The 16,231-nt window shown below is 62.1% G+C and carries 14 protein-coding genes; 4 read left to right on the top strand and 10 right to left on the bottom strand.

Going from position 1 to position 16,231, the window contains the following annotated elements; genetic code table 11:
• Positions 1–4 precede the first annotated feature (4 nt).
• Genes NMB39_RS25575 through cpaB form a run of 6 tightly spaced genes read right to left on the bottom strand, consistent with a single transcriptional unit; the run spans position 5 to position 6,411 of the window.
• Entirely contained in the window at positions 5–892 is an 888-nt protein-coding gene (locus NMB39_RS25575) for a type II secretion system F family protein (protein WP_494339906.1), read from the bottom strand.
• Between the two features lies 1 nt (position 893).
• Positions 894–1,775, bottom strand: a complete 882-nt coding sequence (locus NMB39_RS25570) for a type II secretion system F family protein (protein WP_306956965.1) — start codon at positions 1,773–1,775, stop codon at positions 894–896.
• Positions 1,776–1,784: 9 nt separating this feature from the next.
• A complete protein-coding gene (locus NMB39_RS25565) occupies positions 1,785–3,056 on the bottom strand; it encodes a TadA family conjugal transfer-associated ATPase (protein WP_046070741.1) in 1,272 nt (423 codons plus the stop codon).
• The gene (locus NMB39_RS25560) at positions 3,053–4,246 is read right to left on the bottom strand and encodes a CpaE/TadZ family protein (protein ID WP_494339907.1); all 1,194 of its coding nucleotides are present in this window, start codon (positions 4,244–4,246) and stop codon (positions 3,053–3,055) included. The genes NMB39_RS25565 and NMB39_RS25560 overlap by 4 nt, the downstream gene beginning before the upstream one ends.
• Positions 4,243–5,448: a type II and III secretion system protein family protein gene (locus tag NMB39_RS25555; RefSeq protein WP_198721394.1), complete on the bottom strand. Its 1,206-nt coding sequence runs from the start codon at positions 5,446–5,448 to the stop codon at positions 4,243–4,245. Before NMB39_RS25555 ends, NMB39_RS25560 begins: the two co-directional genes overlap by 4 nt.
• A 15-nt stretch (positions 5,449–5,463) precedes the next feature.
• Positions 5,464–6,411, bottom strand: a complete 948-nt coding sequence (gene cpaB, locus NMB39_RS25550; RefSeq protein WP_124399208.1) for a Flp pilus assembly protein CpaB — start codon at positions 6,409–6,411, stop codon at positions 5,464–5,466.
• 333 nt (positions 6,412–6,744) lie between these two features.
• On the opposite strand from cpaB, the gene NMB39_RS25545 reads away from it, so the two are divergent.
• Both NMB39_RS25545 and NMB39_RS25540 read left to right on the top strand, forming a co-directional pair.
• On the top strand, positions 6,745–6,942 hold the full coding sequence (locus NMB39_RS25545) for a Flp family type IVb pilin (RefSeq protein ID WP_003188231.1): 198 nt from the start codon (positions 6,745–6,747) through the stop codon (positions 6,940–6,942).
• A gap of 53 nt (positions 6,943–6,995) precedes the next feature.
• On the top strand, positions 6,996–7,400 hold the full coding sequence (locus NMB39_RS25540; RefSeq protein WP_046070745.1) for a response regulator: 405 nt from the start codon (positions 6,996–6,998) through the stop codon (positions 7,398–7,400).
• A 137-nt stretch (positions 7,401–7,537) separates the two neighbouring features.
• Here NMB39_RS25540 and NMB39_RS25535 read toward each other — a convergent pair whose 3' ends face one another.
• From NMB39_RS25535 to NMB39_RS25520, 4 genes are all read right to left on the bottom strand, one after another.
• The gene (locus tag NMB39_RS25535) at positions 7,538–9,220 is read right to left on the bottom strand and encodes a ShlB/FhaC/HecB family hemolysin secretion/activation protein (RefSeq protein ID WP_057025685.1); all 1,683 of its coding nucleotides are present in this window, start codon (positions 9,218–9,220) and stop codon (positions 7,538–7,540) included.
• Positions 9,221–9,405: 185 nt separating this feature from the next.
• Positions 9,406–11,205: a collagen-like triple helix repeat-containing protein gene (locus tag NMB39_RS25530; RefSeq protein ID WP_494339908.1), complete on the bottom strand. Its 1,800-nt coding sequence runs from the start codon at positions 11,203–11,205 to the stop codon at positions 9,406–9,408.
• Between the two features lie 302 nt (positions 11,206–11,507).
• Positions 11,508–12,356 (bottom strand): MaoC family dehydratase, encoded by an 849-nt coding sequence (locus tag NMB39_RS25525; RefSeq protein WP_494339909.1) that lies wholly within the window; start codon positions 12,354–12,356, stop codon positions 11,508–11,510.
• A 2-nt stretch (positions 12,357–12,358) separates the two neighbouring features.
• Positions 12,359–13,711 carry a 3-oxoacyl-ACP reductase gene (locus NMB39_RS25520; protein WP_494339910.1) on the bottom strand — a complete coding sequence of 451 codons (1,353 nt, stop codon included), beginning with the start codon at positions 13,709–13,711 and terminating at the stop codon, positions 12,359–12,361.
• A 113-nt stretch (positions 13,712–13,824) separates the two neighbouring features.
• On the opposite strand from NMB39_RS25520, the gene NMB39_RS25515 reads away from it, so the two are divergent.
• Both NMB39_RS25515 and NMB39_RS25510 read left to right on the top strand, forming a co-directional pair.
• Entirely contained in the window at positions 13,825–15,102 is a 1,278-nt protein-coding gene (locus NMB39_RS25515; protein WP_494339911.1) for an acetyl-CoA C-acetyltransferase, read from the top strand.
• Between the two features lie 134 nt (positions 15,103–15,236).
• Positions 15,237–16,136, top strand: coding sequence for a PA4780 family RIO1-like protein kinase (locus NMB39_RS25510; RefSeq protein WP_005784460.1), 900 nt, complete (start codon positions 15,237–15,239; stop codon positions 16,134–16,136).
• Positions 16,137–16,231: the final 95 nt, after the last annotated feature.

The raw sequence follows: 16,231 nt of genomic DNA, 5'->3' as shown, positions 1-16,231 counted from the left end.
CTCCTCAGAAGTTATTCAAGGCCCGGGCGATGGCGATAAAGGCCGGCCCCCCAAGCACAGTCAGCAGGGCGGGAAACAGGAACACCATCATCACTACGGACATCTTCGCCGACATCTTCGAAATGTATTCCTGCAGGCGGGTCAGGCGGCGGTCATCGAGCAATTGCTTGAGCGCCAGCAGCGACTTCATGGCACCGCCACCCTGCTGGATCAATTGCTGGAGAATGATGCAGGTGTCGGTGAACTCATCCACGGCCAGCAGGCGCGCGGTCTTGCCCAGTTCCTCCGACAACTCCAGGCCCGAGTCGACCCGTACCAGAATCAGGCGCAGTTCATGGGTCAGGTCCGGGAGCAGGCGCTGGGCGTCGATACTCAACACCCGCAGCGACTGTTCAACCGCCATGCCGGATTCGAACAGGATGCGCAGCAACGGAATGAATGTGGAGATCTCTCGTGCGATGCGTTCCTGGCGGTATTTCGCGCTGAGGACCAGCACGCGCTTGGGCAACAGGTAACCGACCCCCAGGGCAATGGCCGGTGCGATCCACGGCGAGCCCGCATGGGCAAACAGCAGTTGCTGGCCGAGCACGGTCAGGCCCAGCAGCACGATGGGCACGCCGACCTGGCAGGCGGCGAACATGGAGCGCTGGTTGGGCTTACGCCAGCCGACGCGGTTGAGCAAGGTCTGTGTTTCGTTGTCCAGGCTGACCGAGCGCTGTGCCACCGCGCTGGCGCCCAATTGGCGCATCAGGCTGCCAAGTTTGTCTTCGCGGGCCAGTTGGCCTTGCAGGCGTTGGTTGACCATGCGTTGGCGGCGGCGTTGCTCCAGCAGGTTGCCGGCGATCAACACGACGGCGGCGAGTAGCAGCATCAGGCTGATCAGGATGGCCATCTCAAATACTCCGCAACATGCGCCACATGACGAAGGTGCCCGTGATGTCGAGCGCTACCGCACCGAGCAGCAGGTAGCGCCCCGTGCCGTCATTCCACATGCTCATCAGGTAGCCCGGGTTGACCATCAGGAAGTAGCCGACCATGGCGATGGGCAATCCTGCCAATACATAGGCGGTCATGCGTGTTTCACCGGTCATGGCCTTGAGTTGACGGGCACCCTGCTCGCGCTCGCGGATCATCTTGATCAGGTTTTCCAGCAACTCGCTGGCATTGCCGCCGTAGCGGTGGTTGACCTTCAGGCCCAGGGCAAACAGACGAAACTCATCGCGCTCGTAGAACTCGGCAAAATCGCTGGCGGACTCCGGCAGGCTCACGCCCATTTGCACATTGCGCTGGATGCGGCTCATCGCTTGCTTGAGGGGCGCCTCGGTGCTTTCGATTGCACCCAGCACGGCATCGGCCAGGGTGCGTCCGGACTTGAGGCTGCGCACGCTGTGGTCGAGCAGTTGCGGCAATTGTTCGATCATGCGCTGCACCCGCCGTTGGTAGCGCCAGGCGATGTACAAGCGCAACAGCAACGGTGGCACCAGCAGCATGGCAAGCAGGCCCAGCCAGTCGGCCAGCAAGTAGCCCAGCACCATGGCCACCGCCCAGCCGCTCAACCACAGCCCAAGGCGATCGGTGGGTTTGCCCAGGCCGGCGCGCTGGAACATCCGTTCCATGGCGACCCAGCTGTTGTTCGATTCCTGAGGGGCGGGCTGGCCCTCGGCAAGGCGCTCCAGCACGCGGTCGGTGCCGGCCTGGCGCAGCCCGCGCTGGAACAGCCAGATGGACAGGCTGACCAGCAGAACGCAGATAAGCAGCAGGATAAGTCCGGTCATGACGCCTCCCTACAACGGCAATGGCGTTTCGCGCCGCAGCTTGTCGCCGGCCGGGTGCAACGCTTCGCGCAGGAAGCCAAAGCCGGCACGGCGGTCGAAGCGGAACAGGGTATTGGTGACATACACGTCGTCGCGCACGCCGACCACTTCCACCACCTCGCTGACGCAGCGGCGCCCATCGGGCAGGCGCGTCAGCTGAATCACCACATCCAGTGCGGCACAGATCATCTGGCGCAGGGTTTTTTCCGCCACCACGCGCCCGGTCAGGCCCACCAGGGTTTCCAGGCGCAGCAGCGCGTCCTGGGCGTTGTTGGCGTGCACGGTGCTCATGGAACCGTCATGGCCGGTGTTCATGGCGGTCATCACGTCGAGTACTTCGACGCCGCGAATCTCGCCGAGGATGATGCGGTCCGGGCGCATCCGCAGGGCGTTGCGGATCAGGTCGCTGGCCTTGACCTCGCCATGTCCTTCGGCATTGGGTGGGCGGGTTTCCAGGCGCACGACGTGGGGGTGGCCCAGTTGCAATTCGGCCACATCTTCGATGGTGACCAGGCGCTCGTGGGGGTTGATCAATTGGCTGAGAATATTCAGCAGTGTGGTCTTGCCGGTCCCGGTACCACCGCTGATTAGGATATTGCAGCGTTTGCCCACCGCTTCCTGGAAAAACTCGAAGATGCTCTGGTCGATGGTCTGCATCGCCACCAGGTCGCTGCTCTTGAGCATGTCCTTGCGAAATTTACGGATCGACAGGCAGGGGCCGTCCAAGGCGATCGGCGGGATGATCGCATTGACCCGGCTGCCGTCGGGCAGGCGCGCATCGACCATCGGCGACGACTCATCCAGGCGCCGCCCGAGGGGCGCGAGGATACGCTGCATCACCCGCTCCACATGGTGCGCATCGATAAAGCGCAGGTCGCTCTGGTGCAGCACACCATCACGTTCGATAAACACCCGGTGCGGGCCGTTGACCAGGATCTCGGTGACCGACACATCGCGCAGCAGCACTTCCAGCGGGCCGAAGCCGGTCAGCTCATCGACGATTTCTTCGGCCAGGCGCTCCATCTCGTAACGCGAGATCGCCAGGTGCATACGCGTGATGTACTCGGCCACCTTGTCGATGACAAATTGCGCCAGGGATTGGCGCGAGCCTTCCAGCAGGTTCTGTCCGGTCTCTTCGATGGCATCGATGATGTAGCGGTGCAGCACCATTTTCAGGCTGTCGTGGTCGTTGCGCCCGGCGGCTCCACGCGTGGGGGCGCCGAAGAGCTTTTCACCGTTCATCGACCTGACCCCAGTAGACGTTCGAACCAGCGCGTGGACGGTTTTTCCATGCCCTCGGAACGTTTTGCCAGGCGCTCGCCCAACTGACGCAAAGTGTGGGTAAGGGCTTCGCGCGGGGCCAGGGTGAACAGACTTTGCCCCTGGTTCTTGGCATTCAGGCGCACTTCAGGGCTAAGCGGCAGCACCGCGATGCACTCCAGGCCGAAGCTTTTTTCCAGGGTTTCGGTGTCGGGCGCGCAACCCTTGATATAGCGGTCGACCAGCAGTCGGGCGTGGTCGAGCTTCATGCCTTTTTCGCGCCACAGGTTCAGCACCGCGAGGTTGCGCCGGCAGTCGAGCACGCCTTGGTCGGTGCACCACAGCAGTTTGTCGCAGTGGCTGACAAAGGTGCGCAACGGCTCGCTGTCTGCCTGCCCGGTGAGGTTGACCACGATGTGCTGGAAGTGCTGGCGCAAGGCGCTGAGCAACATGTACAGCTCGGCGGCGCTGGTCATTTCCAGGGGCTCGTCGCTGGCGGCATACGCAAGAATGCGCAGGCCCTCGTCGGTGCTGGTAAAGGCGCTGTTGATCAGTGTGGTGTCAAGGCGGCGCAGGTGGCGCAAGGCGTCACCGAAATTGAAGGTACTCTCCAGGCCCAGCAGCGCCAGGCTGTCGCCCCGCGGCAGGCCGAGGTCGAGCAGCAGTGTCTGCTGACCGCTCTTTTGCACCACCATCGCCAAGTGGCTGGCGATCAGGGCGCCGTCGGTATTGCCTTGGGTGCCGTATAGCACCGTCAGGCCACCAAGGTGGGCGTTCGGCGCGGTAGACGGCAGGCGCTTGCTCATGCGTCGCACCAACCCGGCCACTTCGCTGGAGCGTGAACCATAGGCGACAAAATCCCGGGCGCCGGCGCGCATCGCGTTGAGTACCAACTGGTTGTCCATGCCGTCACCGAGGGCGACTACGGCCAGCATCGGCTTGGCTTCCAGGGCGCCTTCGATCAGTGCGCTCTGGGCCACCAGGTGTTCGCGGTCCAGGCCCACGAACACCAGGTTGGCGAAGGTCACGTCCACCAGTGCCAGCAATTCATCCAGGCTGCCACCGCCGACGCTGATCACTTGGCCAAGCGGGGCCAGCGCGCCCTGCAGCCACTCCAGGTCGGTGTTGTTGCGGGTGATTGCCAGGAAGGTCTGGCCCAGGTTATCGCTCATTGGGAAAGTCCACTGCGACGGTCGAAGTTGCCGTTTTCAAGAAAGAACAGGCGGAACCAGTTCGGGTCGTAGTTGCGCAGTTTTTCCCCGGGCAACGACGGCAACTGTGCGTTGGCCGCCAATGGCCGGACCAGGTGCGGGGTGACAATCATCAGCAGCTCTTTTTCCTCGCTGCGAATATTGGAGTCGCGGAAAAACGCGCCAATGATCGGGATATCGCCCAGGCCCGGGAGCTTGGCGATGGTGGAACGGTTGGTACTGCTGATCAGGCCGCTGATGACAAAGCTTTCGCCATCGGCCAGCGACACGCTGGTGTCGGTGCGCCGTACGGTCAGGGCGGGCACCTGGATGCCCTCGATCTGGATCGCGTTGTTGTAATCCAGCTCGCTGACTTCCGGTGCGACTTTCAGGGCGATGCGGTTGTGATCGATCACCGTGGGCGTCAGGGTCAGGCGGATGCCGAACTCCTTGTACTCGATGGAAATGGTATCGCTGCCGGCACTGGGTACCGGGATCGGCACTTCACCTCCAGCCAGGAAGGTCGCGCTCTGGCCGCTCATGGCCACCAGGCTCGGACGCGCCAGGGTGTAGGCAAAGCCACTGCTTTCCAGGGCGTTGATCAACGCCTTGACCCGGCCACCGCCAAACCCGATGTTGAAACTGTCAGCGCTCACCGGCAGCTTGAACACGCTCTCCGCTGGGGAGAGCAGGTCGGGGCTGCCGAGGAAGAAATTCTTGCCCATGCCGAGGATCTTGGTGCTGGCCTCCTTGAGCTTGGTGCGGCTGACTTCGACGAAGCGGATATCGGTCTGTACCTGGCTGGGCAGTGTCGGGTCTTCCGAAGGCGACAACGATTGGCTGGTCAGCGCCGAGGTAGCCTTGCCCTTGACGAATACCATGCTCTGGCGCGGCGCGGTCGAGCAGCCGGTCCACACCATCAGGCTGGTGGCGCCGCTGCCGACGCCGGTCAACAGGAAGTTACGCTCGCCATTGACCCGCACATCGGCGATCTTTGGGTCACCAATGGCCAGGCGCGTGATCGCTACCGGCGATTGCAGCTCGGTTTGCAAGCCTTCGCCCACCTCGACCACGGCGGGCAACTGGCCCAAGGTGCTGCAATTGCCAGGTGCTGCCATCGCCAGGCCCACGGGCAGGCACGGTAGCATCAAGGTCAAGGCCAATTGAGCGTAGCGTGGGCTCATTCAAAGCATCCTTGTTCAATCAGGGGTTTGTTGGGCCGCCGAAGCGCCACGAATCACTTCGACGCCCCGACGCTGGCCGGTGTCGGCAACCGTGGGGGCGATTTTTTTCGGCGGGCCGGTGAGGGCCAGTTGGGTGAATTGGTAGAGGTCGCGGTTGGCGCTTTGCACTTTGTCCGGCGTGTCGCTTTCGCCGGCCCAGTAGCGGCTGAGCAACTGTTCGTCGGCACTGCGCACGGCCAGGCGTAGCGTGCCGGCTTGGGAGGCGAGCATCAGCCGGCTCAGCAACGGTTCGGGCACTGCCAGCACAACGCTGCGCGCAGCGGTACGCCGTTGTGCAGCCTGGGCGCGCTCTTCGGCAGTGGCCGGTGGGGGCACTGCCGGTGTGCCGTCGTTGGCCAGCCCCAATTGGTCGCCGACGCTGAGCAGGCGAATCGCGGGAATGATCACCTGCGCCGATTGCTCGGCATTGGCGTTGTCCTGGCGCAGGAACAGCAAGACGTCGACGTAATCGCCGGGGCTCAGTTGGCCACCGGCACCGATGACCTCATCGACGGCGACCGCCAGCGCACGTTCATTTGCACGGATCATGCGGGCCAGCGGCCCACCGGCGGTGAAGCTTTCATCGTTTAGCCAGGTGCCGGCGCCCAAGGCGCGCAAGGGCGTGCGACCGATGGCCTGGTCGAGGCTGGTCAGGCTGCCGGCCGGAACGGTGCGCAGTTTTTCCACGGCCACGTCGGCAGCGGTAAGGGGGGCAAAAGCGGGCACCGCGTGTACCAGTACCACCACCGGTTGGCGGGTTTGGTCTTCCACGGCAGTCAGGGTTTTTTCAACGGAAATGACAGGTTCCGGCGATGGGGCCACTACGGATTCCGGAGGACGACTCAGCACCAGCCCCCAATACCCTGCAATTAAAGCTGCGACAAGCAGCAAGCCAGCCAGGACCATGCTGATGCGACTGTTCATGACGGCTCTCCCTATCCCGTTGCACTGCTTATGCCCGTTAATACAAACGAGTTAATTTCGCAACTTAGCTGTGATGAACAACTAACGATTTGGCTATTTGAAGGTAGCTCAGCTAGGACGAAATGCCATTACCGTATGAAAAAATTATCTGTAGGCTAAATCTGACCCCCGTAAAATCGGATTTGGGGCGGCAGCGCCGCGACTAATACTTTGTGATTAATTCGTTCTTACAGTTGTGAGTGTCAACTTTGTTGACAATGCTCTAGTGGCACACGGCAATCATCGTGCGGGCCAGCAGTAACGGCGCTTTGTGGCGCATGAAGGAGAAGTCTTATGATCCTTGATCTGTTCTTGAAGTTTTACATTCATGCTCAGTTATTCTTGCGTCGCAGAGACGGAGCATCAGCCATTGAGTATGTGATTATCGTGGCGATAGTTGCGTTGGTGATCATTGGGTTCGGTACTGGGCTGGGCGATAAAATAAAAGGCGTTTTCCAGAAGGTGTCCGATGCACTGCCGGCAGCGACATAACCGTAAGTACTGTAGGTTGTCGTTTCGATGATCTTTTTAATCAGGTACTGCCCATGAGCCCCCCGTCGTCAGCCCGCCAACAAATCCTATTGGTGGACGACGAGGAGGATGCGCTGGTCGAGTTAGCCGAATCCCTCGAAAACGAGGGATTCGTCTGTTTCACTTCCACGTCCGTGACTTTCGCCCTGCAAGAATTGACACTTCATCCTGATATAGCGTTGGTCATCACTGACTTGCGCATGCCCGAGGAAAGCGGGATTTCCTTGATCAAGCGCCTGCGCGAACACACATCGCGCTCGCATTTGCCTGTGATCGTGATGTCCGGCCATGCCGAGATGGATGATGTCAGTGACATGCTGCGTCTGCAGGTGCTGGATCTGTTTCGCAAGCCGATCTATCTGGTGCGCTTGATCGATACCCTCAACAGCCTGTTTCCTCTGCCGAAGTCCCGTCGGTAGTTGGCCCGCGCAGTTCCAAAAAAATGTGGGAGAGGGCTTGCCCCCGATGGCGGTGTGTCAGTCACAGATTTGCTGGCTGGCATTCCCTCATCGGGGGCAAGCCCCCTCCCACATTTTTAGTTAAGGCATCGGCTGGGTCAGAGCTGATAACTGAAACTCAACGTATACCGCGGCCGCCGGTTGTAGCTGTCCAGGGCTATGTCCGACATCGGTTTGGCCGCTTCCAGGGCGATGTTGTAGTACTTGTTGTCGCCAAAGCGCAGGCCCACGGCCGCCGATGACATATCGCTGGCCTTCACCGGCAGCTCGTTGAACCAGGTCTTGGCGCGGTCGAGCACTACATAGGGTTGCAGGACTTTTACCCAGTCACCGGCGCGGTTGTAGCTGTAGTTGACCTCGTAGGCCGCGCCCCAGCCCTTGTCGCCCGAGCCTTGGTCATCGGGGTAGCCGCGGCCGAAGTTCTGCCCGCCGAAGGTGGCGCGCTCGCTGTCGGGCAGGGTGTCGTTACTCCAGTAGAAGGCTCCTGAAAGCACGCCTTGCCAGTTATCGAAGAACTTGTTGCTTTGCACCCCGGACAGGCGCAGGCGGAAGAAGTCGAGGTCGGGCTTTGCCACGTCCAGGTCACTGCGGGCTTTGGCGCCCAAGCCGTCGATACCCCGGTACAAGCCTCCGCTGATAATGCGCAATTGCCGCGCATCAGCCTTGCGCCAATCACCCTCAAACGCCAGGGCACGCAGGTTCGATTCAATATCAAAACGCAGCGGGTAGCCCACCAGTTTGTAGCGGGTGGTCTGGTCCACGGCGTACAGGCGCGTACCCAGGGTCAGCGACTCGGTGGGCGAGGCAATCAGTGGGTGGCTCAGGCCAATGGAGTAGCGGTCCACGGACTGGTGCGGCTTAAGTTGGAAGCCGCCGTCCAGTTGCACATTGGCATTGGGGTCGGCGCGGTAACGTTCGGCGGCCAGTGCGAACTGGCTGCCTTCGGCATTGATGAACTGGTTGTAGTCCACGCGGTAGTAATGCTCTTTATCCTCACCCGGCGGGAACAGGCCGCTGACGGTGAGCTGCTCGCCCATGAAGGTTTGCGAATTGCTGGTGGCACTGAGCAACGCCTGGGTGCCGCCACGGCTTTTCTGCACCAGGCTCATGCTGGTGGTGAAGGGCTTGCGGCTGGCCTGGATCTGCATGTGCGTGGCGCCATCGGTGGTGCCAGGCGGCGGTACTTGCGCTTGCACGGTGAGGCCCGGGATGCGGCTCATCAGGGTGGTATAGCGCTCGAAGGTCTTGCGCGTCAGGGGGCGTTCGGCCAGGAGTTTATTTGCCAGCTTGTCGACGTAGGCCGACACCGAGCCGATGTCGCCGGTCTGTTGGTAATCCTTGATGTAACCCTCCACAAGGACTACGCGGACCAGGCCGTTTTCGAAGTTCTGTTGTGGCAGGAACGCATAGGACAGCAGGTAGCCGTCCTGCTGGTAGCGGCGGGTGATGCCACGGGTGGCTTCGATCAGTTGCGCGAGGTTGGTCTCACGTCCAATCAATGGCGCGTAGGCCTTGGCCGTTTCGGTGAGCGGATAGATCGTCCCGCCTTCGATTTGCAGCTTGCGGATGGTGACCTTGGTGTCCATCAGCAGCGGCTGGCCGGCCGTCGGCGGCGCCTCGGGCACCTGGGTTTGCGGGGTGGCCGGTCGGTAAGCGTCAGCGGGCAGGTTGGGGACCGGCAGGGTGCGGATCGTGTCGTTACTGTTCAGAAAGCTGGGAAGGGGCTCGGCCTGTACGTAGGCACTGAGGGTCATCAATAACAACGGTGTCAACACGCGCATAGGACACTCCATGGTCAACTGCAGCAGCGCTTCGGGCCCGCCGGGTTCTGGAACGCGGTTCGGCAGGGCGGCGGTTCATCACCTATGTCGCCGCCCATAAAAAAGACGAGAGACTGATGAGGGTCTCTCGTCTCAACCAAGCGTAGGCGCTGTAGGGGAGGCCGTCTAATCGGCCAGGTGCAATTCTATTTTCCGGTCAGGCCGTTCAACAAACCGCCAAGACCGCCCGTTGTTGTGGTGCCGCCGGTTGTTGTCGTTGCAGTACCGGTGGTTGTGGTGCTGGCGCCGATGTTCAGGCCGCCAAGCAGGCCACCGCTGGTGCCGCCAGTGCCGCCGGTGACCAGGCCACCCACCGAGCTCACGGTGTTGCCGACCGCCGTAACGGTGGTGCCGAGGGTGTTGGTGACCGGGTTGGCGTTGGCTGTGGTGAGGTTAGTGCCCAGGCTGCTCACAGCGCCGCCGACTTGCGTCACCAGGCCGTTGACTGGAGCACCAACGCCAGTGGTGGTACCAATGTTTTGCGTCAGCGCAGTGACGCCGGAGGTCACGGGGTTCAGGGCTGCGCCGACATTGGTTGCGACTGCTGCGACCGGTGCCGTGGCGCCGGTGTTGGCGACGCCGGTACCACCCAGCACGGTGCCTACGGAGGCGATGGTGTTGCCCAGCGCGCCACCGGTTACACCGGCTGCACTGACGGTGCCGTTGGTGTTGCCCACATTCAGGCCAGTACCCACGTTACTCACAAGGCCACCCACCAGTTCCGGTATGCCGGGGGCTGCAGTGCCACCCGTTGGTGCGACATAACCGCCGGACTTATCGAGTGTGCCACCGACGCCGGTCAGCACGCTGCCGACCACGCTGGTGACAGGGTTGCCGGTGCCGCCAGTGCTGGCGACTTGGGTACCCAGGCTGGTGACCGTCGAGCCGACTTTATCCAGCAGGCCATTGACGGGAGTGCCCAGGCCGGTTGCGGTGCCCAGATTGCCGGTGGTGTTTTCCACCAGCGACACCACAGGCACCACTACTTTGCCACCCAGGGTGTTGGTCAGCGAACCCAGCGGGCCAGTGGTGCTGGCGGTGCTCAGGGTATCGCCGAGCATGGTCACCGTGGTGCCGACTTTATCGACTACGCCGCCGACCGCACCGCCGACACCGCCGGTCAAGCCACCGACCACAGGGACACCGCCGAGGGTGGTCGACAGCGATTGGCCGGTGGTCGAGAGGCCGCCGCCCAGGTCGGCGACGCCATTACCTACGCCTGCCACGGTAATGCCCAGGGAGTTGCTATTGGTGCCCAGCGAGCCCAGGCCGGTGGTCACGCCGGTACCGATACTGGTGACAGCAGTGCCTGCCGAGGTCACCAGGCCGCCAGCGGTAACGCCGACGACGGGTACACCGTTCAAGGTCGAGCCAAGATCACCCACGGCTGCGCCTACATTGCCTACGGTGGTGCCGAGGGTGCCAGCGATCTGGCCGGTGATCAGTGGGGTGGTTGTCGAGCCAGTTCCGCCGCCAGTACCACCACCCGTTCCGCCGGTGCCGCCACCTGTGCCGCCAGTGCCTCCGCCGGTCCCACCAGTACCGCCACCTGTGCCGCCGGTTCCACCCGTGCCGCCGCCCGTACCACCTGTCCCGCCGTCAGTGCCGCCAGTGCCACCGCCAGTGCCGCCAGTGCCGCCAGTGCCGCCGTCAGTGCCGCCGGTGCCACCGCCAGTGCCGCCCGTGCCGCCGTCAGTGCCGCCGGTGCCGCCGCCCGTGCCGCCCGTGCCGCCGTCAGTGCCGCCGGTGCCACCGCCAGTTCCGCCCGTGCCACCACCCGTGCCACCGTCACCGCTACCTGTGCCCGCACCTGCTCCGGCATCCGGTGAGGACGCTGCCACGCTGGATTTATGCCCGCCACCACCGCTGCTGCAGCCACCGAGGCTCATCGCCATGATCAGGGCCAGAGCGGTACTTGCTTTCCAAAACACTACTTGAGTTTTCATGATTGAGTTCCTTGCACCTGGTACAACCTTGGTTGTTTCAAACCTTCGTTACTTCTTGGGGCAGCGATAGGTTTGTCCGTGTGGTCATCACAGACCCAGGTACTCTTTCGTGCAACGCTCAACTTGGTATTAACGATTTATATACATAAGGTCTTAGTCGGCTTAACGACTAATACGAAGGGTGTAATGGAGAATAGGTTGATAAAGCCTTAAATGTTTTAAATCAGTGAGTTGAATAAAAAAACGGACCTCGTGAGGTCCGCTATAACTTTGGGTGTATATATACAATTAAGCAGTATGTTTCAGGCGATCGGCTGCCACTTGCCGAGCATATGCTGAATGTCGCCCGCGCCTTTGAGTGCCAACTCGCCACTGGAACCGGCCGCGCTGCTCATCAATATCACTTCACTGGGCAGGCGCACGGGCTTCTTGAACTCGACTTCGATCTCAATATTGGCAGCCGGCAGATGTTCTCCCAACGCTGCCAGCGTGCGGGCCTTATTCCACAGCCCATGGGCAATGGCCTGGGGAAAACCGAATAACTTGGCCGTCGGCGCACTGAGGTGGATCGGGTTGTAATCGCCCGACACGCGGGCATAGCGGCGGCCGATATCGGCAGGCGCTTTCCAGCGTGTCAGCTCGCTGGTCGGGCCAGGGGCCAGGAAGGTTTTATCCACGGCTTCGCCTTCAAGCTTCACGCCGCGACATAGCATTTGGCTTTCGGCCTCCCAGAGCAGCCCAAGCGCATCCTCGACGACGGTCACAATGTCAAAGGTCGCGCCTTTGGCGTGGGGCTTCAGGTTATGCGCATAGACGCCGATGCTCAGGTCGCCCACGCCACCCAAGGGGCGATGAATGCGGATGCGATTGCTCAGGTGAACCAGCCCCAGCAAGGGGAACGCAAACGTCTTGTCAGTCAGCAACTGCATCTGCAGGCCGAACGCCAGGATATGCGGATAGGTCGCCGGTAGCATCGGGCCGTCGGCAAACCCGCAGACCTTTCGGTAAGCCGCGACGGCCTTGGGGTTGACGCTGACCCGGCAACGCAAGCCGTGTTCAGGCAATGTGCTGCCGGTGATCTTGCGCTTGAGCGCCGCTCGCCAATACAGCGGCAGTAGAGAGGGCGAGCTGTCTAAGGTGTGCCATTGCATGCTTACGCTCCCAAAAGACTTTGCCCGCATACCCGCAGCGCCTGCCCGCTGACCGCACCAGAACCCGGTTGACCGAGCCAGGCCACCGCTTCGGCCACGTCCTGGGGCAAGCCACCCTGGCCTAATGAACTCATGCGACGCCCGGCTTCACGCAGGGCGAACGGGATATGCGCGGTCATCTGGGTCTCGATAAAGCCCGGCGCCACGGCATTGATGCTGATTCCGCGTTCCTTCAACAGGGGCGCCCAGGCCTGGGCCAGGCCGATCAAGCCGGCCTTGCTCGCGGCATAGTTGGTTTGCCCGCGATTACCGGCAATGCCGCTGATGGAGGCCAGCAGCACCACGCGTGCGTTGTCATGCAGGGTGCCGCTGTCGAGCAGGGCCTTGGTCAGCACCTGCGGGGCATTGAGGTTGACGGCCAGCACGGCGTCCCAGTATTCCGGGGTCATATTGGCCAGAGTTTTATCGCGGGTGATGCCGGCGTTGTGTACCAGGATATCGAGACCGTCGGGCAGGTGTTCAACCAGTTGGCTGGCGGCGTCTTCGGCGCAGATATCCAGCACCACCGTGCGCGCATTCAGGCGCGCAGCCAGGGCTTCGAGATCGGCCTTGGCCTGGGGCACGTCGAGCAGAATCACCTCGGCACCGTCGCGGGCCAGGGTTTCAGCGATGGAAGCACCGATGCCACGGGCGGCTCCGGTGACCAGGGCTGTGCGCCCCGCGAGCGGGCGCGTCCAGTCCTCGACCGGGGTGTCGCAGGCCGTCAGGCGGATGACCTGGCCCGAGATATAAGCGCTTTTCGGCGACAGGAAAAACCGCAGCGCACCTTCCAGCTGGTCCTCGGCGCCGTCGCCCACATACAGCAATTGCAACACACCGCCGCCGCGCAACTCCTTGGCCAGGGAGCGGCTGAAACCTTCCAGGGCATGCTGGGCGCTGGCAGCAAACGGATCGCTGAGGCTTTCCGGCGCCCGGCCGAGGATCACCACGTGGGCACTGTGATCAAGGTTTTTCAGCAGCGGCTGGAAGAACTCGCGCAGTTGCTTGAGCTGGTCGGTGTGCTGCAAGTGGCTGGCGTCGAACACCACCGCCTTGAGTTTGGGGCCGTGCCCGGGAATCCAAGCGGTTGCTGTCGAGGCTTCGGTGCCGTAGCTGTAAACCGCGTCGGTGAGTCGATTGGCAAACGCCAGCACCTGGGTCGTCAACGAGCCCCCGCCGAGCAGCAGTGCACCCTCGACCGGGCGCAGTCGTCCGGCCTGCCAGCGTTCCAGGCGTACCGGCGACGGCAGGCCAATGGCGGCGACCAGGCGATGGCCGAGGCTTGAGTTGGCGAAGTCGATATAACGGTCAGACATGGAACGCTCTCCGAAGGCTGGGGTTCAAAGGTTGACCACCCTGGGGTGGCAGTCGTTCGATTGAGCCTAGGCTAGGCTTGATGATTCCACCCACCTTCACAAGGGAGCTTTCCATGACTCAATTGCGCCGTGTAGCGATCATTGGCGGTAATCGCATTCCTTTCGCCCGTTCCAATGGCCCTTACGCCACGGCGAGCAACCAGGCGATGCTGACCGCCGCGCTGGAGGGCTTGATCGAGCGCTATAACCTGCACGGCCTGCGCGTGGGCGAGGTAGCCGCCGGCGCGGTGCTCAAGCACTCCCGAGACTTCAACCTGACCCGCGAATGCGTGCTCGGCTCGCGCCTGTCGCCGCAAACCCCTGCATACGATATCCAGCAAGCCTGCGGCACCGGGTTGGAGGCGGCGTTGCTGGTGGCCAATAAAATTGCTCTGGGCCAGATCGAATGTGGGATTGCCGGCGGCGTAGACACCACGTCCGATGCACCGATCGGGGTGAACGAAGGCTTGCGCAAGCTTTTGCTGCAAGCCAATCGCGGTAAATCCATGGGGGATAAACTAAAAACCTTGTTACAACTTCGTCCCCAACATCTCAAGCCGGAACTGCCGCGCAATGGCGAACCACGCACCGGCTTGTCCATGGGCCAGCATTGCGAACTGATGGCGCAGACCTGGCAGATTCCCCGCGCCGAACAGGACCAGCTTGCGCTTGAGAGTCATCAGAAAATGGCCGCGTCCTACGCCGAAGGCTGGCACAACGACTTGCTCACGCCCTTTCTTGGCCTGACCCGCGACAACAACCTGCGGCCCGACCTGACCCTGGAAAAACTCGCCAGCCTCAAGCCGGCCTTCGAGCGCAGCGCAAAGGGCACGCTCACCGCCGGCAACTCCACGCCGCTCACCGATGGCGCCTCCCTGGTGCTGCTGGGCAGTGAAGCCTGGGCCAAGGAGCGTGGCCTGCCGATCCTGGCGTACCTGCGCGATGGCGAAGCGGCTGCGGTGGATTTCGTCAACGGTGCCGAGGGCCTGTTGATGGCGCCGGTGTATGCGGTGCCGCGCTTGCTGGCCCGCAACGGCTTGACCCTGCAGGACTTTGATTACTATGAGATTCACGAAGCCTTCGCCGCCCAGGTGTTGTGCACGCTCAAGGCGTGGGAAGATGCGGACTATTGCAAGACCCGCCTGGGTCTGGATGCGCCCCTGGGGTCCATCGACCGCAGTCGACTCAACGTCAAGGGCAGTTCCCTGGCGGCGGGCCATCCGTTTGCCGCCACCGGCGGGCGCATCGTCGCCAACCTCGCCAAACTGTTGGATGCGGCGGGCAAAGGTCGCGGGCTGATTTCGATCTGTGCTGCTGGCGGCCAAGGGGTGACGGCGATTATCGAACGCTGATTAACGACAAAATTGGCCCATTGCATGCATTCTTCAGTGGTCAGAGGTCGGTAGCCTCTCCCACCGGCGAGCCGATTGCCGTATAACGAGTGCCACACGCGTGTTTGGTAATACAGGACCCACAATAAAAGCTGATGAAGACTCCTAAACGCATTGAACCCCTGATCGAAGACGGTCTGGTCGACGAAGTGCTGCGCCCACTCATGAGTGGTAAAGAAGCAGCTGTTTATGTGGTGCGCTGCGGCAACGAATTGCGTTGCGCCAAGGTTTACAAGGAGGCGAACAAACGAAGTTTTCGTCAGGCGGCCGAATACCAGGAAGGCCGTAAGGTTCGTAACAGCCGCCAGGCCCGGGCCATGGCCAAGGGCTCCAAGTTCGGCAAGAAAGAAACCGAGGACGCCTGGCAGAACGCCGAAGTTGCGGCGCTGTTCCGCCTGGCCGGTGCCGGCGTTCGCGTGCCCAAGCCGTATGACTTTCTTGAAGGCGTGCTGCTGATGGAGCTGGTGGCCGACGAGTACGGCGATGCGGCGCCGCGCCTGAACGACGTGGTGCTGGAGCCTGATCAGGCGCGTGAATACCACGCCTTCCTGATCTCCCAGATCGTGCTGATGCTATGCACCGGCCTGGTGCACGGCGACCTTTCTGAGTTCAACGTACTGCTCACGCCAACGGGCCCGGTGATCATCGACCTGCCCCAGGCGGTGGATGCGGCGGGCAACAACCATGCATTCAACATGTTGGAGCGCGACGTTGGCAACATGGCTTCCTACTTCGGGCGCTTTGCCCCGGAGTTGAAGAAGACCAAGTACGCCAAGGAAATGTGGGCGCTGTACGAAGCCGGCACCTTGCACCCGGCCAGTGTATTGACCGGTGAGTTCGACGAACCGGAAGAACTGGCGGATGTGGGCGGTGTGATCCGCGAGATCGAAGCGGCGCGGCTGGATGAAGAGCGTCGTCAGGCGATTCGTGCGGCGGATGATGCGCCACCGAGCAAAGTGCCGGACGAACCACCGCCGCCGCCTTGGATGCAGTGATCTTCGGGTAGATGAAGATCAAAATGTGGGAGGGGGCTTGCTCCCGATGGCGGTGTGTCAGCGACAGATGTGTTGACTGACACTCCCTCATCGGG

The organism is Pseudomonas sp. FBCC-B545 (genome assembly GCF_059134095.1).
The sequence above is the reverse complement of the archived record's forward strand: the minus strand, read 5'-3'. Positions and strand labels throughout refer to the sequence as shown.

Coding starts and splice junctions, on each gene's coding strand:
- NMB39_RS25575 (WP_494339906.1), bottom strand. CDS start 892: ATGGCCATCCTGATCAGCCTGATGCTGCTACTCGCCGCCGTCGTGTTG.
- NMB39_RS25570 (WP_306956965.1), bottom strand. CDS start 1,775: ATGACCGGACTTATCCTGCTGCTTATCTGCGTTCTGCTGGTCAGCCTG.
- NMB39_RS25565 (WP_046070741.1), bottom strand. CDS start 3,056: ATGAACGGTGAAAAGCTCTTCGGCGCCCCCACGCGTGGAGCCGCCGGG.
- NMB39_RS25560 (WP_494339907.1), bottom strand. CDS start 4,246: ATGAGCGATAACCTGGGCCAGACCTTCCTGGCAATCACCCGCAACAAC.
- NMB39_RS25555 (WP_198721394.1), bottom strand. CDS start 5,448: ATGAGCCCACGCTACGCTCAATTGGCCTTGACCTTGATGCTACCGTGC.
- cpaB (WP_124399208.1), bottom strand. CDS start 6,411: ATGAACAGTCGCATCAGCATGGTCCTGGCTGGCTTGCTGCTTGTCGCA.
- NMB39_RS25545 (WP_003188231.1), top strand. CDS start 6,745: ATGATCCTTGATCTGTTCTTGAAGTTTTACATTCATGCTCAGTTATTC.
- NMB39_RS25540 (WP_046070745.1), top strand. CDS start 6,996: ATGAGCCCCCCGTCGTCAGCCCGCCAACAAATCCTATTGGTGGACGAC.
- NMB39_RS25535 (WP_057025685.1), bottom strand. CDS start 9,220: ATGCGCGTGTTGACACCGTTGTTATTGATGACCCTCAGTGCCTACGTA.
- NMB39_RS25530 (WP_494339908.1), bottom strand. CDS start 11,205: ATGAAAACTCAAGTAGTGTTTTGGAAAGCAAGTACCGCTCTGGCCCTG.
- NMB39_RS25525 (WP_494339909.1), bottom strand. CDS start 12,356: ATGCAATGGCACACCTTAGACAGCTCGCCCTCTCTACTGCCGCTGTAT.
- NMB39_RS25520 (WP_494339910.1), bottom strand. CDS start 13,711: ATGTCTGACCGTTATATCGACTTCGCCAACTCAAGCCTCGGCCATCGC.
- NMB39_RS25515 (WP_494339911.1), top strand. CDS start 13,825: ATGACTCAATTGCGCCGTGTAGCGATCATTGGCGGTAATCGCATTCCT.
- NMB39_RS25510 (WP_005784460.1), top strand. CDS start 15,237: ATGAAGACTCCTAAACGCATTGAACCCCTGATCGAAGACGGTCTGGTC.